The following is a 21,675-nucleotide window of genomic DNA, read 5'->3' as shown; positions in this document are numbered from 1 at the left end:
TTGTCCCCCGTATGCCACGTCTGGCGTAACCAGGTCACTCCATCGGCCGTTCCCGAGCCATGGCCCGGTTCAGCATCATCGTCCCCGCGTACAAGGTCCAGGCGTACTTGCAGGAGTGTCTGCAATCGGTGCTCGGCCAGACCTATGAGGACTTCGAACTCATCGCCGTGGACGACGGATCACCCGACGCCTGCGGGACGATCATCGACGAAGTCGCCGCCGCCGACCCGCGTGTCGTCGCCGTGCACCTCCCGGAGAACGAGGGTCTCGGGCCCGCCCGCAACGCCGGCATCGCCCGAGCCACCGGCGACTACCTGATCTTCCTCGACGGAGACGACACCCTCACCCCCGGCGCGCTCCAGACGATCGCCGACCGGCTCAAGGAGACGGACGGCCCCGACGTCCTCGTCTACGACTACGCCCGTACGTACTGGTCGGGCGAGGTGGTCCGCAACATCCTCTCCGACCTGCTCGACGAGAGAGGCCCCGCGCCCTTCCGGCTCATCGACAGACCGGGCCTGTTGAGGGTGCTGATGGTCGTGTGGAACAAGGCCTACCGCCGTGAGTACATCGAACGGCAGGGCTTCGCCTTCCCGCCCGGCTACTACGAGGACACGCCCTGGACCTTCCCCGCGCTGATGGCCGCCGACTCGATCGCGACGCTCGACCGCGTCTGTGTGCACTACCGGCAGCGGCGCCAGGGCAACATCCTCTCCACCACCAGCCGCAAGCACTTCGACATCTTCGACCAGTACGACCGGGTCTTCGCGTTCATCGACTCACGGCCCGCCCTGGACGACTGGCGCCCCGTGCTGTTCCGGCGGATGCTCGACCACTTCTCCAAACTCGTCGCCGTACGGGGGCGGCTGCCGCGCCGCAGCCGCCCCGAGTTCTTCCGCCGGGCCCGCGCCCACCACCGCCGCCACCGCACCCCCGGCTCCGCGCCGCTGCTGCGGGCCCGGCTGCGCCACACGCTGCTGCGGTTCGGCGCGCACCGCACCTACCGCGCCCTGTGGACGGCGCAGCGCGTCCAGATGGGCGCCCGGCAGGCCGCCACGGCCCTGGGCCGGGGCATGCGCGCCGGGGCGCTGCACCTGCACTACCGGATGCAGCGGTGCCTGCCGGTACGGGAGAACAGGGCGGTCTTCGCGGCGTACGACGGCCGGGGTTACGCCTGCAACCCGGCGGCCATCGAGGAGAAGGTGCGCGAACTCGCCCCGCACATCGGCACGTCGTGGATCGGCCGCGCGGAGTACCACCACACCGTGCCCACCGGCACCCGCAGGCTGCGCCCCGACAGCTTCGGCTACTGGACGGCGCTCGCCCGCGACAAGTACCTCGTCAACAACGTCAACTTCGACCGGCGCCTGGTCAAACGCCCGCAGCAGATCCTCCTCCAGACGCACCACGGCACCCCGCTCAAATCCATGGGCCTCGACCTCCAGGACCATCCGGCCGCCGCCCGCCGTACCGAGTTCGACCGGCTCCTGACGGGCGTCGACCAGTGGGACTTCTCCCTCTCGGCGAACCGTCACTCCACCCTCGTCTGGGAGAAGGCGTATCCGGCCGGTCACACGGCGCTCGAATACGGCTATCCCCGCAACGACGTGTTCCAGCGCGCCACTTCGGCCGACGTCGCCCGGCTGCGGGAGTCCCTGGGCATCCCCGATGGCTTCACCGCCGTCCTGTACGCGCCCACGCAGCGCGACTACCGGCGCACCCCGTACGTCCCGCTGGACCTGGAGCGGCTCGCCCAGGCGCTCGGCCCCCGCTTCGTGGTGCTGACCCGCGCCCACCACACGTACGAGGCGCCGCTGCCGCACACCCCGCACCCGCGCATCATCGACGTCTCAGGGCACCACCGGGTCGAGTCGCTGTGTCTGGCCGCCGACGCGCTCATCACCGACTACTCGTCGCTGATGTTCGACTACGTGAATCTGGACCGGCCCGTCGTCATCCACATCGACGACTGGGAGGCGTACGAGGCGGCCCGCGGCACCTACTTCGACGTCCGGGCCTTCCCGCCCGGCGCGGTGGCGCGCGACGAGGACGACCTGATCGACATCTTCACCACGGACCACTGGCGCGGCTCACGCTCGGCGCAGCTGAGGGCGGCGTTCCGGGCGCGGTTCTGTCCGTACGACGACGGACGGGCCGCGGAGCGGGTGGTGCGCCGGGTCTTCCTCGGCGAGACGGCGGGGCTCCCGGAGCCCCTGCCGCTGGAGGAGCGCACACCGGCGCCCTCACCGCTGCTGCCCCAGCAACGGCACGGCCGGAACATGTCGGAAGCGGGGCGCTGAGTTTCGACGCCGGCCGGGCCGCGTCGGCGCCCCGGCCGGCGATCGGGAAGACGCTCCTGGGGCGTGTCCGGCAAGTAGCGCCGTCCGCCCGTAGGGCGGGGCCCGAGCCCGCCGCGGAGCGGCTGATGACTCGGTTGGTGCGGTGCATCGCGAGGCGGAGGACCGGCCTTGCGGATGAATCGGCCGTACTCGGCCGACTCCGACAACGCGGCGAGGTGCCGTACCAGACGCCCCAGGCCCCGCCCTGCGGGCGGACGGCGCTACTTTGAAGACACGACCTAGCGGTCCAGCAGCGCGAACAGCTCGTGCCAGCGGTGCAGGATCTCGTCCTGGGAGTACCGCTGGACGTTCAGCCGTGCCCGCTCTCCCAGGGTGTCCCGCAGCCGGGGGTTGCCCGTCAGCCGCAGCAGCCGGCCGGCCAGCGCGTCCGTGTCGCCCGGCGGTGCCAGGAGCCCGTCCTCGCCGTCCCTGACGATCTCCCTGACGCCCGGCGCGCAGTCGAACGCCGCGCACGGCACCCCGCTCGCCATGGCCTCCATGAGCGCCAGCGGGAAGCCTTCGCCGCGCGAGGACTGGACGAAGACCGAGCACTCGGCCAGCGCGGCGGCCACGTCGTCGGTACGGCCCATCCAGTCGACCGAGCCGTCCAGCCCGAGCGCCGTGCACCGCTCCTTCAGCGCGGCCTCGTCCTGGCCGGCGCCGTAGATCCGCAGCCGCCAGTCGGGCCGCGCCCCGGCCACCGACGCCCAGCTCTCCAGGAGCAGGTCGATGCCCTTCTGGTCGTCCAGCCTGCCGATGCTGGCGACGTTCTTCCCGGTGCGCGGTGAAGGCCGTTCGGGCAGCGAGCCCAGCGCGTTGGGCATGGCGCCGACGTTGTCGAAGCCCTCGGCGATCCAGGCGTCCGCGTCCTCCTGGGTGAGGGTGAGCCAGCGGTCGACGTGCGGATAGCTGCTCTTGATCCAGCGGAAGCGGTGACACCGCTTGCTGTACTCGTACGATTCGTGGCTCATCCCGATCAGCCGCAGACCCGTGGTGTCGGCCTCCAGGACCCACTCCATCGGCCAGACCTGGGTGATGATCACCAGCGCGCCGGGCCCGGCCGCCCGGAAGATCTCCGAGAGATGGGCGACGGCCCGCCGCTTGCCCGCGACCCTGACCGCCTCACGGCGGCGGGCGACCAGGTCGAAGTGGTCGAGCGGGGAGCGCGGGCGCCAAGGAGTGGGCGGGTGGGCGGGGTAGAGCGCGGTCACCGGGTAGGCGGGCTGCTCGGGCAGCGTGAGCTTCAGCTCCGCCTCGTGGATGCCGACGACCTGGACGCGGTGGCCGTGGGCGCCGAAGAGACGGGCCATCTGATGGGTCCAGGCGGTGACGCCGCCGAGGACGTCGGTGGCGTTGGCGAGGAGGATCAGCTCACGGGGCTCGGCGACGGGAGACCCGGCGGTGTCGGTCGTCGTCCCGGTCGTCGTGTCGGTCGCGGCTGTCACCGGCGGGTCCTTCCTGCGAAGAGCACGTCCACGGCGGTACGCGCGGCCTGGCCGCTCTCGAAACCGCCGAACTTCTCGGCGAACCGGGCCCGGTCCTCCCGGTGCTCGGTGTCGGACTTCTTCAACTCGCCCATGACCCGCACCAGTTCTTCCTCGGACTCGACCACGGGGCCGGGCGCCTCGGCCCGCAGGTCGAAGTAGCTGCCGCGCTCCGCCACATAGGCGTCCAGGTCCGGTGCGAAGAAGACCATCGGCCGGTCCAGCAGGGCGTAGTCGAACATGATCGACGAGTAGTCCGTGATCAACACGTCGGCGAGGCAGAGCAGTTCACTGACGTCGTGGTGGGCGGACACGTCGATCACCGTGCCGGGTGGGCAGACCGGCAAGGCCGCGGACTCCAGGTAGTGGGCCCGTACGAGCAGGACGTACTCGTCACCGAACCGCTCCGTGAACCGCCTTACGTCGAGCGGCAGTCGTGTCGTCCGGCCCTTCTTCGGCATGCCCCGGAAGGTCGGCGCGTACAGCACCACCTGACGGTGGTCGGGGATCCCGAGGTCGGCGGCGAGCGCGGGTCGCGGGAAGCGCCCCCGGCTCTCGTCGGTGGCGCGGGCCCGCACGAGGCGGTCGTTGCGCGGATAGCCGCAGCGCACCAGCGACTCGGCGGGCAGCCGGTAGTCGCGCGCCAGGGTCGCGATGTCGTGCTCGGACCGTACGAGGAAGTGGTCGAACCGGCCTAGCGCGGCGCTCAGCTTCTCCCGCTCGGGGGCGTTCTGCGCCTTGATCCGGCTCTCGGCGAAGCCCATGCGCTTGTACGCGGAGCCGTGCCAGGTCTGGAGGTATGTGGTGGCGGGCGGCTTCCTCAGATCGAGCGGGAAGCCCTGGTTGTCGACCCAGTACTGGGCGCGGGCGAGGGCCCACAGATAGCGCCAGGACAGCCGCCGGACGAGCCGCGCGTCGGCGGGGAATCCGTCGGGGGACGACGCGTAGGACCAGGTGTGGCGCATCCCCCGGCGGCGCTGCTCGCGCAGTTCCTCGTGGATGGCGCGCGGGCTGTCGCCGTAGCACTTGCCCATGTGGCTCTCGAAGACCACCGAGCCCTTGCGGACGGGTAGCCGGATCAGCAGCCGGTTGTAGACGCGCGTCTTGAAGGAGCGGGCGGAGAGCCGGTCGAAGCGCCGGCGTACCGCCTTGGCGAGCCGCTTCGCCTTGCGGGCCGGGCGGAAGTGGGTGAGGTAGTGGAGCGCGGCGGCCGCGAGACGGCCGGGGCGGCGCCGCGCCTGAAGCTGGAAGGCGAGGTGGTGCTTCACCGTCACGTACGGCTTCCAGGTGTCGCCGAACAGTCGTCCGAGGCGCGGGCGTGCCCGGAAGTGGCCCACCGCGTCGACCCGGTCCCGCTCCAGGAACAGCGGGCCGGTGGTGGTGCCGGCGGGCGTGTGCAGGGCGAGGCGGGGGTCGCACACGCGGTCCCGCGCGCCGCCGACGCGCAGCAGGGAGCCGATGTCGACGGAGGCGCGCCAGCGGACGGTGTCGGCCTCGCGCCACATCTCCTCCACGGGTACGCGGAAGACGAGACGTCCGTCGCTGCCGCGCGCCACGAACTCCAGGGTGGCGGTCAACGGGGCGTCGACGGCCAGCAGTTGGAGCGGAGCCGGAAGCCGTCCTTCGAGTACGAGCCGGTCGCCCTCCTGACCGCAGTGGGTGAGCTGATTGAGCAACGGGGTGTCCGCCGCCGCCCTGTAGTGGTGTCCCAGCTCCGTGACGTCGAGCGCCGCCCGCTCCCCGGGGTCGTCGGGCAGCGCCGCCCGCCAGTACACCCTCCCCTCCCGCTCGGCCAGCGCGGAGGCGACGGCGCCCGGCCTGCCGAGCGCGTAGCCGGCGGCCAGTACGCCGTCCGCGTCGCCGTCGGCGAGGAGTTGGAGGCAGACCCGCTCCAGGGGCGGCAGGTCGAGCCGCAGGTCCGGGTCGGTCCGGGCGGCGGGCAGTGCGGCGACCAGGGCGGCGGTGCGGGCCCGTGTCTCCGCGTCCAGCTTGGAGAACTGCCGTGCGAGGGCGACGAGTTGATCGGCGAGGAAGGCGCGGTCACGGGCCTCGCACAGCGCCGTACGGCCCTGGAGCGTGAGGAGTTCGGCGACCCGTACGTGCGCGGCGAGCTGTCCCTCCAGCGTGCCGGCCGGGTCATCGGCCGCCCGGCCGCCGACGATCAGGTTGGGGACGAGCACGATACGGCGCGCGGCGGTGGCCGCTTCGGCGCCGAACAGGATCTCGGCGCGGTCCAGGTCCTCGGCGTAGCGCAGCCCCGTCCGCTCCAGGAGGGCGGCGCGCACACAGAATCCGGTCACCAGGGCGTCGGCGACGACGAGTTCGGGGGCGTCGGCCAACTCGTCGAGGGTCCGGGAGCGCGCGTACAGCTCGCTCTCGACGATCCGCGCCGGGGGCTGCTCCTTGGCGCGGCGGCCCGCGCGCCGGGTCCACCGCCCGGCGGCGAGTTCGGCGCCGGAGCGCTCGGCCGCCTCCCACAGATTGCGGCAGGCGTCCCGCTGGAGCCGCTCGCCCTCGCCGAGCACCATGACGTACCGGCCCCGCGCCTGGTCGAGCCCGTGGTTGCGCAGCACGGCGGTGGTGGGCGCCTCGGCGCCCGAAGTGACGATCCGGACACGCGCCGGGTCCAGCGCGGCGAGTTCGTCCGCCACGGCCCGCACCTCATCGGCGGCCGACTCGGTGTCGTCCGGGCCCGCGCCGGCCGGTCCGCCGACCGGCTGCGGGAGGGTCAGGCCGAGCACCACCACCGCCTCGTTGGCGCGCATGGTCTGCGCGACGACGGACTCGACGGACCGGCGCAGCGCCTGGGGGTCCGGTCCGGCGGTGACGACACAGCTGATCTCGACCGCGCTCATGCGCCGCCCCCCACGGGCATCAGGTCCGCGAGCCGGGCGGCGGCGGTGCCGTCGTCCAGATCGCAGAAGGTCTCCCGGAATCGTTCGTACGCGGCGGTGGGCACCCGGGATCCAGGGGCCCGCAGGGCCGCCACGAGCGCGGCGGTGTCGGTCACGACCGGTCCGGGCGCCGCGGACTCGAAGTCGAAGTAGAAGCCGCGCAGCGTGTCCCGGTAGTGCTCCAGGTCGTACGCGTGGAAGTACATCGGCCGGCCCGTCTGCGCGAAGTCGAACATCAGTGACGAGTAGTCGGTGACCAGCGCGTCGCTGATCAGCATCAGCTCGGCGACGTCCGGGTGGCGGGAGACGTCCCGTACGAAGTCGGCCGCGCCGCGCCCGGCGCCCGGGACCGTGCCGCCGACCAGATAGTGGCGGCGGACGAGCAGGACATGGTCGTCCGCCAGCTCCTCGGCGGCCTGTGCCAGATCGAGCCTGAGGTCGAGCCCGTACCGTCCGCCCTTCTTGGGCTGGTCCTCGCGCCAGGTCGGCGCGTAGAGGATCACACGCTTGTCCTCGGGGATCTCCAGGGTCTCGCGCAGGGCGTCGGCGACCTTGTCCCGGTCGGGCGCGTGCAGCAGGTCGTTGCGCGGATAACCGGACTCCAGGACCGTGCCCTCGTATCCGAAGGCACGGCGCATGACCGGTGTGGAGAAGCCGTTGGGCGAGACGAGCACGCTCCACTGGGCGGACCGGCGCGGCAGGGTCGCGATGTACGCCTCGTCGGCGTGGGCGCTGCCGGAGAGGTCGCGGCCGATGCGCTTGAGCGGGGTGCCGTGCCAGGTCTGGGCGACGTACTGGCCGTCCGCCCGCTCGAACCACTCGGGCAGATGTGTGTTGGTGACGACGCATCGGCTGCGGGCCAGCGCGTCGTACCAGTCGGCGCTGTGGAGTTCGACGGCGCGGACACCGGCCGGCAGGGTCACCTGCCGGTCGCGTACGACCCACAGGTGCTCCACCGGGGCCCGCCTGCGCACCAGTTCCTCGTGGACGGCGCGTGGTGAGTCGGAGTACTGCCGGCCGTCGAAGCTGCTGTAGAGCACGGCGTCGCGCGGCGGCCCGGCGGTGCGGGCGGTCGCGTACAGGCGGCGCAGTCGCTGTTGCCGGTAGGCGCCGCGGTCCTGTTCCGGGAGCGCGGAGCCGGAGTGCACCTGGAGCATGTCCTGGTGGTGCCGGTCCAGGGTGAACTCGCGTCCGTCCAGGATCCGTACGAGCGGCAGCGTCTGGTGCCGCGAGGGCTGGATCCGTACGGCGGTGTAGCGCTCCGGGTCGCTCTCCCCCGGCTCTCGGACGTACAACAGCCAGCGGCCCTCGGCCAGTTGGCGTACGCCGTGCAGCCCTTCGACGGCGGCGGGCAGCAGTGCCGTACGGAATCGGCCGTCGGCGAGCGTGTCGAGCGGGAAGACGTTCTCCTCGTGGTGGCCGCTGTGCCGTAACACCAACTCGGCCCGCTCCAGCGTGGGTTGGCTGCCTGTCAGGATCAGCTCGCCGTTCGCCGTCCAGTCGAGCGTGTCGACCACCGGCTGTTCGGTCTGGTCACTGAGGACGAGATCGCCCGCGGCGTTGGCGGTGACGTACACCTCGCGGCCGTCGCCCAGCCCGTAGTGTCCGGGCCGGATCGCGCCGCGGGCCGCCACGGCGAAGCGGCTGCCGTCGGCCCGTACGAGATGGACGCCCCAGGGCACGGTGGCCCGCCGCCGCGCGGTGGGGTCGCCGAAGACGGTCAGCGGGACGTCGGCGCTGAACGTGCCGTCCACGAGCCTCAGCGGGACCTCGTGGACGTCCTTGGTGTACCAGTTCTGGACGGCCAGCGCGCCTGGCCGGCCGGCGGTGGCGTGCAGCCGACCCTCGATCCGCAGGGCGCTGCCGCCGGCGGGCGCGTGGCCGCTGAGCAGGGCTCGTACGGGCTCCACACGCAGTTCGAGCTTGTTGCCGGAGAGTGCGGGCACGACGCGCGTGGTGTCGTCCACGTAGTGCACGGCGGGTACGGCGGGCGCCGCTGCCGAGCCCGTCAGCCGCAGCGGCGCCCGGCGGAGCCGGCCCGCTCCGAACACCCCCATCTCCAGCTTCCAGACGGTGCGCCCGGAGCCGCCCGTGCCCTGGGCCTTCGTGAGCCGGCGCGGATCGACGACGGTCTCGAAACCGGCCCAGTCGTAGATGTGCAGGCCCTGCTTCGACTCGTACGTCGCCGCCGGCATCCGTACGGTGCGCGTCCGCAGCGGCAGCACGCGCCGCTTCCCGGTCCGCAGCCAGGCGGCCTTGACGGACTTGCGGCGCGCGTCGGCGGGCACGTTGCGTACGTACGCGTAGCCCTTGAGGTGCAGTCGCCCCTCGCGCCACACGGCCTCGGTGAGATGCGAGGTCACCGGCAGTTCCTTGGGCTTGAGGATGGCGACGGACCGGGGCAGACCGCCGGTGAGCACCGGGTACTCGGCGCGGGACCTGCGCAGTCCACGGACGCCGAAGGCCCCGGGGTCGGCCTTCTCGTGGGCGAGCAGGGCGAGGAGTTCGGGCATCCGGCGTTCGCGGATCAGATGCCACTTGACGCGCAGATGCAGCGGCAGGCCGTCGAAGACACTCTGGTGGACCGTCGCGGCGAAGGCGTTGGCGTGGTCGAGGAAGGCGGCGTGGAAGTCCGCGTCACCGTCGGGCAGCGCCTCGATGAACAGCCACAGATCGCCGGAGAGCACGTGCTGGTGGTAGCGCCGCAGCGCGTCGGCCCAGTCGGTGCCGCTTTCGGTGTCCGTCCTCGCCCGGCCGGTCAGGAAGCCGGCGACCGACGAGACGGCGGTGACCCGGTCCCGGATCCCCTTCGGCACGGCGCGCTTCGCGGTGATCGAGCCGTCCCTGGTCCGCCAGTGGTAGACGGGGGCGGACAGCACGTCCACACCGCTCGCCAGGAAGTACGCGGGCAGGACGACGGCGATGTCCTCGTACAGCACCCCGGAGGGGAAGGCGAAGGCGTGCCGGTCCCAGAAGGACTTCCGGAAGACCTTGTTGCAGGCGATACGGTCCCCGAGCAGCACCCAGTCGCGGGTGAGCCGGGTTCCGGAGCGCGCCGTCGCCATCGACTTGCGGAACATCGGCGCCTGCGTCAGCGCGCCCCCGGGGCCGAGCCGGAGCACGTTGCCGGTCGCGAAGTCGGAGCCGGACGCGTCGAGCGCCGCGAGCATTCGTTCGTACGCGTCGTCCGGCACGGTGTCGTCGCTGTCGACGAAGGTGAGGAACTCGCCACGGGCGTGCCGGACTCCGGCGTTGCGCGCGGCGCCGAGCCCGGCGTTCTCCTGCTCGACCAGCCGGAACCGTCCGTCCGCCTCGGCGAACCGTCTCGCGATCCGTGCGCTCCCGTCCGTGGAACCGTCGTTCACCATGACGATCTCGGAGTCGGCCATGGTCTGTCCGGCCAGTGAGCGTAGGCAGTCGTCGAGATAGTCCTCCACGTTGTAGATGGGCACGACGACGGTGAGGCGGGGGGTCATGCGCGGTGCACGGTCCTTCCGAACTTCCGGACTTGCGAACTTCTCAACAGCGGTGGATTCAGGGCTTGACCGCGATCCGGCCCTCGTCCATGCGCAGCATGAGCAGCCGTTCGCCCGTCTTCTCCAGGAACTCGTCCACGGCCTGGCGGGAGCCCTGCCAGTAGCCGTAGTCGTCGATGAGCAGCACTCCGCCGCTCACCAGCCGGGGGTAGAGAAACTCCAGTTCGTGCTTGGTGGAGGCGTACCAGTCGGTGTCCAGGCGCAGGATGGAGATCTGCTCGGGCGCCTGCTGCGGCACGGTGTCCTCGACCAGCCCCTGCACGTAGTGCACCCGCTCGCCGGGGTACGGCACGTTCTCGAAGCCGGCCTGTACGTCGTCCAGCGAGGCGACGGCCCAGATCGGCCGGTCCTTGCCCTGCGCCGCGAGCAGGTCCTCGGCGGACCTGCCGTCGCGCCGCAGGTCCTCGGCGGTGGGCGGCGGCATGCCCTCGAAGGTGTCGAAGAGGTGCAGTCCGCGGTCGGTCTCGCCGAGCGCGAGCAGTGTCTTCGCGCAGGCCTGCATCGAGCCGCCGCGCCAGACCCCGCACTCGACGATGTCGCCGGGGATGTTGTGCCGTACGACATGGCGGGTGGCGAGGATGAAGGCGTTGAGCCGCTCCGGGGAGGTCATCGTGAACGGCTTGACCGCCCGGATGATCTCCTTCGCCTCGTCGTCGTAGTCGGCGGGCAGCGCCGCCGGCTTCGGTTTCGGCTTGGGCTTGGGCGCCGGTTCCGCGGCCTGCGGGGCGGGCGCCGGTACGACGGGGGGCGCGGGCGTCGCCGACCGCGGGGCGGGGACCGGGATCCGCCGGAGCTGATATCCGGTGAGCTTTTCGAGTGCGCCGTTCACTGCGTTTCGCCATGCCATGCCGACGGACGGTACGCGGAGAACTCAGCCGATGTCACCTTTCGTCAACTCACCTCTGGTTATGCCTCTTTAGTGTGCTTCTCGGCCGTTACGGGCTGTACGGCTCCGGGCTGTGCCTCCGGGCTCGGAGCGGGCACGACGGGCGCTCCTCGGCCGCAGCGGTCGCGTCCCGCGACGGGCTCGGGCAGCGGGATGCCCTCGACGCCGCCGACGCGGTTGGCGTAGCGGACGGTCAGTTCCCGTACCGCGTACTCCCACAGCCGCCGCCTGGGCCTGCGCGGCCTGCGGAACACGCCCACCGAGTCGCCCCAGTAGGCGCGCTTGCCGTCGATGGCGGCGTAGTCGAAGCGGATTCCCTTCATCGGCGGGAAGTCCGTGTAGCCCTCGGCCAGTTCGAGCCCGGAGAACGCGGCCATGGCTCTGAATCCGTCCGGGTAGTACCGCCAGCAGTCCTGCGCGTCGTGCACATGACCGCGCGAGGGCGCGGTCACGAAGGCCAGGCCGCCGGGGCGCAGGACGCGGGCGATCTCCATCATCGACGCCCAGAAGAACGGGATGTGCTCGAACGCCTGGCCCGAGATCACGAAGTCGGCGGTCCTGGACCGCACCGGAATCCGGTACGGCCTGCGCATCACGATGTCGACGTTGGGACCGTCGAGCACATCGACGCCGATGTAGTCGATGTCGCGCCCGTCGAGCAGACTGCGGTGGGTGAGGGACTGCTTGGGCGAGATGCGCGAGCCCAGGTCGACCACCCGGTGACGGCCCGACTCGGGCATGTACTCCTTCACGCAGAGTTCCATCTGCTCGTACGCGGACCTGTGCACGGTGACTCACTTTCCAATCCGGCTCGTTGGGGTGCGGCGCTCCCCCGACGCCGGTGACGTCTCCCGACGTTCGAGGACATCAACGCCCGTACGGCCGTATGGTCACGTGATCACGCGCGCCCCCGGTCAGGTCGCGGTGGCGCCGGCCGGATCACCCGGCTCGGTCTCGTCGCGCTTCTCCTGGGGGACCGTCGCGACGGCGGTCACCTCCGCCGGGGCCGCCAACAGCCTTCCGTAGACGCCGTCGAGGATGTCGGCCTGTGTCTCCCAGGTCCACCGCTCCAGCAGGCCGGGACGGTCGTACGCCTTGCGGTAGGCGGCCGGATCGCCGAGCACGGCGCGCGCGGCCCGTACGAAGTCCGCCGTGTCCTCGGCGCGGAACACCTCGCCCTGGCCGGTCTCGCGCACCTGTGCCGCCATGGTGCGCACGTCGCTGACGACGATGGGCAGCCGGGCGTGCGCGTACTCCATGAACTTGGTGATCAGGGCGAGTTCATGGTTCGGCCAGTGGTGGATCGGGATGACGCCGATGTCGGCGGTGGCCAGGAACGGCACGATCTGCCAGTGCGGGACGTACGGCAGCGGGTGGACGCGGTCGGCGACACCGAGGTCGGCGGCGTGGTCGAGCACCTTGCGTACGACCCACCCGTCGGGTGCGGGCACGACGAGAGCGGCGTGGGCGCCCGGCAGTTGGGGCAGCGCCTCGATGAGCGTGGCGAGTCCGCGCTGCGGGGCGAGGGCGCCGCTGTAGACGAGCAGCGGCGTATCGGTGTCGATGCCGCACAACTCCCGCAGATCCGGGACGGGTTCACCGGCCCGGTCGGCGGGCGGGCCGCCGCCGGGGGCGTTGAGCACGACGGCGGGCAGCCGGGGCAGCCGGTGCTCCTTGTGCAGCAGTTCGGCCAGGCTCCGGGAGACGGTGACGACCGCGTCCGCGCAACGCCCGTACTCCCGCTCGTGCGCGACATGCGCGGGCATCCAGCGCCGGTAGCCGGCACGGGGCTTGATGCCGGGCAGGTACTCGTGCGCGTCCCAGACCAGCCGCACGCTCCGGCCCCGGCCCCGCGCGCGGTGCACGGCGCGGGCGCCGACGCCGATCATCCGGAAGTCGTTGGCGTGGATGAGATCGGGTTCGAGCGCGTCGACGACGGGGCCGAAGGCGAACTCGTAGTCCCACAGATACGGCTCGAGCCTGCGCCAGCAGCGGTCGCCGAGCAGGGCGCGCCACATGGCCGTACGGAACCGCTCCGTCATCGAGTCGGGGTTGCGTCTGCCCTCGACCAGGGCGAGCTGACGGTGCCGGAAACCGACCCAGCGGGAGAGGATCCGCGCCGCCGTACGCCGGATCAGGAACCGCCGGCCCTCGGCGGACCTGCGGGCCAGCAGATCGGCGCGCCATGCCTTGACCCACTGCCTGCGGTGCTGCGCGATGCCGCCGCGCCGGTAGGCGAAGAGACGGGGGATCACGACTCTGCGGTAGTCCCTGCGGCGTTTGGCGAGGGTCATCACGACGGGGACCAGCCGGACCTCGGCGGCGCCGATGGTCCAGCGGTGCCGGTCGCGGTCCGGCGACTGCCCGAGCAGCACCACGTCCCACCCGGCGTCGGCCATGGAGCGGGCGGCCTTCTGGACGCGGGAGTCACCGTTGACGGCGTTGTCGACGAGCATGACGACCCGGCCCCGGCCGCGTCTTGGGTGCCGCCCGGAATCCGATGTGGAAGCGACACTCATGGGGCACCCGTCCTTCGGCTCGTCTGCACGGAGGGACCTGCCCTGGTCTCCCCCACACGTGAAACGAAGATTCATCCACCAGGGCTACGGAGACCCCCCTCATGTCACCCATACGGCGTCCCCACCCTCCCGCCGCCTGCGAGCTCTCAACCCCGCCCGGCACCTGCGGGCGCACTTTCAGCCCGCCCGGCGATTGAGGGCTCTCAAAGCCCGTCCGGCGATTGAGGGCACGCTTTCAGCCCGTCCGGCGCTTGAGGACAGAGAACCCCGGCCCCGGTATCAGCCGGCGCGCCCACCCGTCATCGCATCCACCGCCACCGCCGCAAGATCGTCCAGATACCCCGCAGGCAAATCACCCCGGACAACCACCAACCGCCAGTACAACGGCCCCGCGATGAGGTCCAGCGCCCGATCGGGATCGGTACCTTCGGGCAGCTCGCCACGGGCCACCGCCTCGCGTACGACCACCGCCGCGATGCCCTGGCGCCCGTCCAGCAGCGCCGCCTTGATCGCCTCGGAGATCTCCGGGTGCCGAGCGGCCTCCACCAGCAGATCGGGGATCACCCGGGACGCCAGCGGGTGGCGCAGTGCGTGCGACGCCACCTCCAGCAGGGCGCGTACGTCCCCGTACAGCGAACCGGTCGCGGGCACGGGCAGCCCCTGCGCCGCGACGGCGGAGACCAGGTCGAGCACCAGCGCCAGCTTGGACTTCCAGCGCCGGTAGACGGCGGTCTTGCCGACGCCCGCCCGCCGCGCGATGCCCTCGATGGACATCCGGGCGAACCCGACGGCGGCGAGTTCCTCGAAGACGGCTGAGCGGATGGCGTCGGTCACGTCCTCACGGAGCACGGCGGCTCCCGCTGGGGCGCGGCGTGAGAGGCGGGGGTCCGTGGGCATGGCGCCGAGCATAGCGTCACGCACGTCACGACGAAACGGTTGCGTTGCGACGTACTTCCGTTCTAACCTCTTCGTTACGACGAAACGGTCCCGTTCCGTCGCCAGACCACACCCCACCCCCACCCTCTCCGCTCGCCTCCGTTCGATGTCCCTCGTCGAAAGCGACCCCTGTGAGCCAGACGACCGCACCCCCCGCCCGGCCGAGACCCGTGCCGCAGGACCTGGACCCGAACCCGGACCTGCGCGCGCTCGCCGCCCGGCACGGTCTGACCGAGAGCGCGGCCCGCCCCCCGCTCCTCGCGTATCTGCGCGGACTGCACTCCCGCCGCCACTTCGTCACCACGTTCGCCACCGCGCGGCTGACCTCGCAGTACAGCAAGGCCAAGCTCGGCCAGCTCTGGCAGATCATGACGCCGCTGCTCAACGCGACCGTCTACTACTTCATCTTCGGCGTCCTGCTCAACACCAGGGACGGCGTGCCGGACTACGTCCCGTTCCTGGTCACCGGCGTCTTCATCTGGACGTTCACCGCCGGCACCGTCACCGCCGGGACCCGCGCGATCTCCGGCAACCTCGGCCTCGTCCGCGCCCTGCACTTCCCGCGCGCCTCGCTGCCGCTCGCGTTCGCCCTCCAGCAGCTCCAACAGCTGCTGTTCTCCCTGGGCGCGCTGACCGTGATCCTGGCCGTCTTCGAGCAGTACCCGAGGCCCGCCTGGCTGCTGGCCGTGCCCGCCCTCGTGCTCCAGACCGTCTTCAACACCGGGCTCGCGATGATCTTCGCGCGGCTGACGGCGGCGACGCCCGACATCGCGCAGCTGACGCCGTTCCTGCTGCGCACCTGGATGTACGCGTCCGGTGTGATGTGGAGCCTGGACACGGTCTTCAAGAACCAGAACGTACCGGAGCTGGTCCGGCTGGCGCTCGAATGCAACCCGGCGGCCGTCTACATCGACCTGATGCGCTTCGCGCTCATCGACAGTTTCACCGCCGGTCAACTCCCGCCCCACGTCTGGCTGGTCGCCACCGGCTGGGCAGTGCTCGTCGGGGCCGGCGGATTCCTGTTCTTCTGGCAGGCTGAGGAGAAGTACGGCCGTGGCTGAGACCGAGCGTGTTCCGACCGTCGTCGTGGACGACGTCCACATCACCTACAAGGTGCACGGCACCAAGGGCGGCAAAGGCAGCGCCACCTCGGCGCTCAGCCGGATCGTCTCGCGCCGGAAGACCCCCGGAGTGCGCGAGGTGCACGCCGTACGGGGGGTGAGCTTCGTCGCGTACAAGGGCGAGGCCATCGGGCTCATCGGCTCGAACGGCTCCGGGAAGTCGACCCTCCTCAAGGCGGTCGCCGGGCTGCTGCCGCCGAGCGAGGGCAAGGTCTACACCCAGGGCCAGCCGTCGCTCCTCGGCGTAAACGCGGCGCTGATGAGCGATCTGACGGGTGAGCGCAACGTGATACTCGGCGGGCTCGCGATGGGCATGACGCGCGAGCAGGTCAAGGAGCGTTACGCGGGCATCGTGGAGTTCTCCGGGATCAACGAGAAGGGTGACTTCATCACCCTGCCGATGCGGACGTACTCCTCGGGCATGGGCGCCCGGCTCCGCTTCTCCATCGCGGCGGCCAAGACCCATGACGTGCTGCTGATCGACGAGGCGCTGTCCACGGGGGACGCGCGGTTCCAGAAGCGCAGCAAGGAGCGCATCGCCGAGCTGCGCGGGGAGGCCGGCACGGTCTTCCTGGTCAGCCACAGCAACAAGACGATCACCGAGACGTGCGACCGGGCGATCTGGCTGGAGTCGGGGACGCTGCGGATGGACGGCCCGGCGGCGGAAGTCGTGGCGGCGTACGAGAATTTCACCGGCCCCCCGAAGAAACGCAAACGCTGAGCCCCGACGGGGCCCTCAAGCGCCGGGCAGGCTCATGTCGAGCCCGCCCGGCGATTGAGGACAGGTCCCGCCGGGACAAGGCTTACGCGTGCGTCCGCAGCAACGTCCGCATCGTCCGCATCGCCACCGACAGATTCGCCAGGTCGAAGGAGTCCGAACTCTGGATCTCCTCCAGCGTGGTGCGTGAACGCCCGAGAATCGCCGCGTTCTTCTGCTCCCACGCCTTGAAGCGCTCCTCCGGCTTCGACGTGCCGTTGCCGACGGACAGCACGTCCGACGCCAGCGCGGCGTGCGCCGCGTACAGGTCCTCGCGGATCGACGCGCGCGCCATGGACTGCCAGCGGTCCGCCCTCGGCAGCTCGATGATCCGGTCCATCAGCTGGGTGATCCGCAGCCGGTCACCGAGGTCGTAGTACACCTCGGCGACGTCCAGCGGATCCTTGCCCGTACGGTCGGCGATCTGCACGATGTCGAGCGTCGGGAACGCCGCCGAGAATCCGGCGACCCGCAACGCCAGCACATCGGGCACACCCACCGCGGTGAGCTCGTCCACGATGTTCTGGTACCACTCCAGGTCCGCGCCCCGCAGCAGCCGCGGCAGTTGCTGCCACACCTGCTCCACGCCCTCGGTGAAGAACTCGACCGTCCCGGCGATCTCCACCGGCTGCGGCCGGTTGCCGAGCAGCCAGCGCGTGCCACGCTCGACGAGCCGCCGGGAGTGGAGCCGGATCCGGGTCTGGACGTCCGCGGCGACGCTGTTGTCCAGCGCCTCGACCGAGTCCCAGACCGCACCGAGCCCGAAGATCTCCCGGGCGGCCGTCTGTGCCCGTACGATCTCCTCGATCGACGCCCCGGTCTCCTCGCGCAGCCGGTGCAGGAAGGTCGAACCTCCCGCGTTCACGGTGTCGTTGACCAGCACCGTCGTGATGATCTCGCGACGCAGCGCGTGCCCCTCGATCTGCTCCGAGAACTTCTCGCGGAGCTGCGCGGGGAAGTACGCGTACAGCAGCTTGCGCAGATACGGGTCGTCGGGCAGCCCCGTGGAGATCAGCTCGTCGGCGACCGTGATCTTGGTGTACGCGAGCAGGACGGCGAGCTCGGGCTGGGAGAGCCCCTTGCCCCCGTTGAGCAGCTCCCGGATCTGGCGGTCGGCCGGCAGGAATTCGAGCTCCCTGTCGAGGTTGCCGTCCCGCTCCAGGCGGCGCATGAACCGCTGGTGGGCGTGGAGCAGTGACGGGGCCTGGAGGACCGCGTTGGCGAGGGCCACGTTCTGCGCGTAGTTGTTGCGCAGGACGAGCGTGCCGATCTCGTCGGTCATGGCCGCCAGCAGCTTGTTGCGCTGCTTGACGGTCATGTCGCCCTCCGTCACGAGGGCGTTGAGCAGGATCTTGATGTTCACCTCGTGGTCGGAGGTGTCCACGCCCGCGCTGTTGTCGATGGCGTCGGTGTTGATCCTGCCGCCCTGGCCGTCCGCCCCGCGCCGGGCGAACTCGATCCGGCCGAGCTGCGTCGCGCCCAGGTTGCCGCCCTCGCCGACGACCTTGGCCCGCAGGTCCTCGCCGTTGATCCGGATGGCGTCGTTGGCCTTGTCGCCCACGTCCGCGTTCGACTCGGCGGACGACTTGATGTACGTACCGATGCCGCCGTTCCACATGAGGTCGACCGGCGCCTTGAGGATCGCCCGCATCAGATCGGCCGGCGTCAGCTTGGCGACGCCCGCCTCGATCCCCAGCGCCTCGCGCACGTGCGCGTTGACGGGAATCGACTTGGCGCTGCGGGGGTGGATCCCGCCGCCCTGCGACAGCAGCGACTTGTCGTAGTCGGCCCAGGAGCTGCGCGGCAGGTCGAAGAGGCGGCGGCGCTCGGCGAACGAGGTGGCCGCGTCCGGGTTCGGGTCGATGAAGATGTGCCGGTGGTCGAAGGCGGCGACCAGCCTGATGTGCTCGGAGAGCAGCATGCCGTTGCCGAAGACGTCGCCGGACATGTCGCCGACGCCCGCGACGGTGAAGTCCTCGCTCTGGGTGTCGTGGCCCAGCTCGCGGAAGTGCCGCTTGACGGACTCCCAGGCGCCGCGCGCGGTGATGCCCATGCCCTTGTGGTCGTAACCGGCGGAGCCGCCGGAGGCGAAGGCGTCGCCGAGCCAGAAGTCGTAGGCGATCGCGACCTCGTTGGCGATGTCGGAGAAGCTGGCGGTGCCCTTGTCGGCGGCGACGACCAGATAGGTGTCGTCCTCGTCGTGCCGCACCACGTCGGCGGGGTGCACGACCTCGCCGGCCACCATGTTGTCGGTGATGTCGAGGAGCGCCGAGATGAACGTCCGGTAGGAGGCGATGCCCTCGGCGAGCCAGGCGTCGCGGTCCACGGCCGGGTCGGGGAGCTGCTTGGCGACGAAGCCGCCCTTGGCACCGACCGGCACGATCACGGTGTTCTTGACCATCTGTGCCTTGACCAGGCCCAGGATCTCCGTACGGAAGTCCTCGCGCCGGTCGGACCAGCGCAGACCGCCGCGGGCGACCTTGCCGAAGCGCAGGTGCACGCCCTCGACCTGTGGCGAGTAGACCCAGATCTCGTACGCCGGGCGGGGCGCGGGCAGATCGGGGATGGCCTGCGGGTCGAACTTCATCGACACATAGCTGTGGTGCTTGTCGGCCGTGGGCTTGCGGCCCGTCCCGTCGGGCGACTTGCCCGCGCTCCGGCCCCTCTTGATCCTCGCCTCGTCGGCGCTCTGGAAGAAGTTCGTCCGGAGTGTGGCCCTGATGACGGTGAGGAAGGAGCGCAGGATGCGGTCCTCGTCGAGGCTGGCGACCTGGTCGAGGGCGCCGGTCAGCTCCTCGAGGAGCCCTTCGATGAGCTCAGTGCCGGCCCGCTGGCGGTTGGGCGCCATCCGGGCCTCGAAGAGGGAGACCAGCAGCCGGGTGGTGTGGACGTTGTTACGGAGGGTGTCCTCCATGTAGTCCTGGCTGAAGGTCGCCCCGGCCTGGCGCAGATACTTCGCGTACGCGCGCAGCACCATCGCCTCGCGCCAGTTGAGTCCGGCGCGCAGGACGAGGGAGTTGAAGCCGTCGTTCTCCGCCTCGCCGGTCCAGACGGCCGCGAAGGCGTCCTGGAAGCGCTCGCGCGCGTCCTCGGCGAGGTGGTCGTCCTTGGCCTGGTTGTTCTCGCCGCGCGGCATGCGCAGCCCGAAGTCGTAGATCCAGGCGTGGGCGCGGTCCGCGCAGCGCAGCTCGTACGGCCGCTCGTCCACGACCTCGACGCCGAGCTGCTGGAGCACCGGCAGGACGGCGGAGAGGGAGACCTGCTCGCCCGTGCGGTAGATCTTGAAGCGGCGCTCGCCGGGACCGGCGCCGACGGGCTCGTAGAGGGAGAGCGCGAAGTCCTTCTCCTCGCGGCTCAGCTCCTCGACGCGGACGAGGTCGGCGACGGCGGAGCGCGGCGAGTGGTCGGCCTTGTAGCCCTCGGGGAAGGCGTTGCCGTAGCGGCGCAGCAGCTCGGCGGCGCGCTCCTCGCCCAGCTCGGCGTTGAGTGCCTCGCCGAAGCCGTCGGCCCAGGAGCGGGCGGCCTCGACGAGCCGCCCCTCGATGCGGTCGACGTCCGCGTCGGTGAGCCCGGCCAGCTGCGTGCCCTGCGGGACCCGGACGACGAAGTGGAGCCGGGAGAGAATCGATTCGGTGTTCCAGGCGGTGAAGTCGACGTTGGTGCCGCCGAGCTCCTCCTTGAGGATGTCGATCAGACGCAGCCGGACGCCGGTGGTGTAGCGGTCGCGCGGCAGGTAGATGAGGGCGGAGTAGTAGCGCCCGTACTCGTCCTGGCGGAGGTAGAGGCGCAGCCGGCGCCGCTCCTGGAGGTACAGGACGCTGGTGACGATGGAGCGGAGCTGGTCGACGGGTGTCTGGAACAGCTCGTCGCGCGGGTACGTCTCCAGGATCTGCATCAGGTCGCGGCCGTCGTGGCTGTTCGGCGAGAAGCCGGCGCCTTCCAGGACCTCGGCGACCTTGCGGCGTACGACGGGCACGCGGCGTACGGACTCGGTGTACGCGGCCGAGGAGAAGAGGCCCAGGAAGCGGCGCTCGCCGATGACGTTGCCCTTGTCGTCGAACTTCTTCACGCCGACGTAGTCGAGATAGCTCGGGCGGTGCACGGTGGAGCGGCTGTTGGCCTTCGTAAGGATGAGCAGCTTGTGCTCGCGGGCCTTGGCGCGCGCGTCGGCCGGGAGCCGGTTGAACGACGGGCTCACCGGGTGGGCCTCGTCGTCGGTGTGCTTCGGGTCGGAGCGCAGGATGCCGAGGCCGGTGCCGGGGACGGCGGTCAGGGCGTCGTCGCCCGTCAGCTCGTACTCGCGGTAGCCGAGGAAGGTGAAGTGGTTGTCGGCGAGCCAGCGCAGCAGCTCGCGGGCCTCTTCGACCTCCTGGTCACGCAGGTCGTCGGCGGTCGGTTCGCTGGGCAGCTCGTCGGCGATGCGCAGCGCGGACTCGCGCATCTTGTCCCAGTCCTCGACGGCCTCGCGGGCGTCGGACAGGACACGCAGCAGGTCCGCGGTGATCTGCTTGAGATCGGCACGGTCGGTCTCGCGGTCGATCTCGACGTGGATCCAGGACTCGATCAGGGTGTCGTGGGTCCGCTCGGCGCTGTCGCCGCGGCCCTCGGGGAGGACCTCGATGAGCTTGCCGGTGATATCGCGGCGCACCAGGATCTGCGGGTGGATGACGGCGTGGATGCCGCGGTTCTGCCGGGAGAGTTCGTTGGTGACCGAGTCGACGAGGAACGGCATGTCGTCGGTGACCACCTCGACGACCGTGTGGGTGCACATCCAGCCGTTCTCCTCGACCGACGGCGTGTGGACACGCACGTTGGCCGTACCTTGCGGGCGGTTCTCGGCCAGCCGGTAATGGGAGAGCGCCGCGCCGTAGATGTCGACCGGATCGCGGTCGGCGAGGTCGTCCGGGGCGGTGTGCAGGTAGTACTTGTGGAGAAAGGCGAGGAGCGTCTCGTTGTCCGGTCGCTCCTCGTCGTACGTCTCGTCGTCGGTCGCCTTCGCGGCCGAGTTGTTCCGGGAGGTGCCCCCCAGACCCCCAGCCCCCCCGGCTGGGCTGTTCTCAGCGACCCGGGCCGCCCGTGCGAGCAGCTCGGCCTTGGCTTCGTCCAGCTTGGTCTGCATGTCCTCTGGCTCCTGTCGCGCGCCATTGCGTGACGTCGATGAAAGAAGCGACACAACGCCACGACGCGGGGTCTCCGGTCGATG

11 protein-coding genes are annotated in these 21,675 nt (G+C 70.9%); 3 read left to right on the top strand and 8 right to left on the bottom strand.

Going from position 1 to position 21,675, the window contains the following annotated elements; genetic code table 11:
* Positions 1-59: 59 nt before the first annotated feature.
* Positions 60-2,300: a CDP-glycerol glycerophosphotransferase family protein gene (locus ACFWHU_RS30670; RefSeq protein ID WP_385799682.1), complete on the top strand. Its 2,241-nt coding sequence runs from the start codon at positions 60-62 to the stop codon at positions 2,298-2,300.
* A 278-nt stretch (positions 2,301-2,578) separates the two neighbouring features.
* On the opposite strand, the gene ACFWHU_RS30665 is transcribed toward ACFWHU_RS30670, so the two are convergent.
* The 7 genes from ACFWHU_RS30665 to ACFWHU_RS30635 form a co-directional block, all read right to left on the bottom strand.
* Positions 2,579-3,709, bottom strand: coding sequence for a glycosyltransferase (locus tag ACFWHU_RS30665; RefSeq protein ID WP_387228855.1), 1,131 nt, complete (start codon positions 3,707-3,709; stop codon positions 2,579-2,581).
* A gap of 71 nt (positions 3,710-3,780) precedes the next feature.
* Positions 3,781-6,678: a CDP-glycerol glycerophosphotransferase family protein gene (locus ACFWHU_RS30660; RefSeq protein WP_387228761.1), complete on the bottom strand. Its 2,898-nt coding sequence runs from the start codon at positions 6,676-6,678 to the stop codon at positions 3,781-3,783.
* Positions 6,675-10,193 carry a CDP-glycerol glycerophosphotransferase family protein gene (locus ACFWHU_RS30655; RefSeq protein ID WP_387228759.1) on the bottom strand — a complete coding sequence of 1,173 codons (3,519 nt, stop codon included), beginning with the start codon at positions 10,191-10,193 and terminating at the stop codon, positions 6,675-6,677. The genes ACFWHU_RS30660 and ACFWHU_RS30655 overlap by 4 nt, the downstream gene beginning before the upstream one ends.
* 58 nt (positions 10,194-10,251) lie before the next feature.
* On the bottom strand, positions 10,252-11,100 hold the full coding sequence (locus ACFWHU_RS30650; RefSeq protein ID WP_385799687.1) for a TylF/MycF/NovP-related O-methyltransferase: 849 nt from the start codon (positions 11,098-11,100) through the stop codon (positions 10,252-10,254).
* A gap of 59 nt (positions 11,101-11,159) precedes the next feature.
* The gene (locus tag ACFWHU_RS30645; protein ID WP_387228757.1) at positions 11,160-11,927 is read right to left on the bottom strand and encodes a methyltransferase domain-containing protein; all 768 of its coding nucleotides are present in this window, start codon (positions 11,925-11,927) and stop codon (positions 11,160-11,162) included.
* 126 nt (positions 11,928-12,053) lie between these two features.
* Positions 12,054-13,658: a glycosyltransferase family 4 protein gene (locus ACFWHU_RS30640; RefSeq protein ID WP_387228755.1), complete on the bottom strand. Its 1,605-nt coding sequence runs from the start codon at positions 13,656-13,658 to the stop codon at positions 12,054-12,056.
* A gap of 279 nt (positions 13,659-13,937) precedes the next feature.
* Positions 13,938-14,567 (bottom strand): TetR/AcrR family transcriptional regulator, encoded by a 630-nt coding sequence (locus ACFWHU_RS30635; RefSeq protein WP_387228853.1) that lies wholly within the window; start codon positions 14,565-14,567, stop codon positions 13,938-13,940.
* A 197-nt stretch (positions 14,568-14,764) separates the two neighbouring features.
* On the opposite strand from ACFWHU_RS30635, the gene ACFWHU_RS30630 reads away from it, so the two are divergent.
* Both ACFWHU_RS30630 and ACFWHU_RS30625 read left to right on the top strand, forming a co-directional pair.
* Positions 14,765-15,655 (top strand): ABC transporter permease, encoded by an 891-nt coding sequence (locus tag ACFWHU_RS30630; protein WP_387228851.1) that lies wholly within the window; start codon positions 14,765-14,767, stop codon positions 15,653-15,655.
* A complete protein-coding gene (locus ACFWHU_RS30625) occupies positions 15,648-16,436 on the top strand; it encodes an ABC transporter ATP-binding protein (RefSeq protein WP_385799694.1) in 789 nt (262 codons plus the stop codon). The genes ACFWHU_RS30630 and ACFWHU_RS30625 overlap by 8 nt, the downstream gene beginning before the upstream one ends.
* A gap of 82 nt (positions 16,437-16,518) precedes the next feature.
* On the opposite strand, the gene ACFWHU_RS30620 is transcribed toward ACFWHU_RS30625, so the two are convergent.
* Positions 16,519-21,591 carry an NAD-glutamate dehydrogenase gene (locus ACFWHU_RS30620; protein ID WP_385804473.1) on the bottom strand — a complete coding sequence of 1,691 codons (5,073 nt, stop codon included), beginning with the start codon at positions 21,589-21,591 and terminating at the stop codon, positions 16,519-16,521.
* Between the last annotated feature and the right edge of the window lie 84 nt (positions 21,592-21,675).

Source organism: Streptomyces sp. NPDC060366 (assembly GCF_042725135.1).
In the GTDB taxonomy this organism is placed as follows: domain Bacteria; phylum Actinomycetota; class Actinomycetes; order Streptomycetales; family Streptomycetaceae; genus Streptomyces.
This window is presented reverse-complemented; position numbering and strand designations above follow the sequence as displayed.

Excerpts from the sequence above, each read along its gene's own strand:
- ACFWHU_RS30640 (WP_387228755.1), bottom strand. The coding sequence starts at position 13,658 with ATGAGTGTCGCTTCCACATCGGATTCCGGGCGGCACCCAAGACGCGGC.
- ACFWHU_RS30620 (WP_385804473.1), bottom strand. The coding sequence starts at position 21,591 with ATGCAGACCAAGCTGGACGAAGCCAAGGCCGAGCTGCTCGCACGGGCG.
- ACFWHU_RS30655 (WP_387228759.1), bottom strand. The coding sequence starts at position 10,193 with ATGACCCCCCGCCTCACCGTCGTCGTGCCCATCTACAACGTGGAGGAC.
- ACFWHU_RS30650 (WP_385799687.1), bottom strand. The coding sequence starts at position 11,100 with ATGGCATGGCGAAACGCAGTGAACGGCGCACTCGAAAAGCTCACCGGA.
- ACFWHU_RS30660 (WP_387228761.1), bottom strand. The coding sequence starts at position 6,678 with ATGAGCGCGGTCGAGATCAGCTGTGTCGTCACCGCCGGACCGGACCCC.
- ACFWHU_RS30635 (WP_387228853.1), bottom strand. The coding sequence starts at position 14,567 with ATGCTCGGCGCCATGCCCACGGACCCCCGCCTCTCACGCCGCGCCCCA.
- ACFWHU_RS30670 (WP_385799682.1), top strand. The coding sequence starts at position 60 with ATGGCCCGGTTCAGCATCATCGTCCCCGCGTACAAGGTCCAGGCGTAC.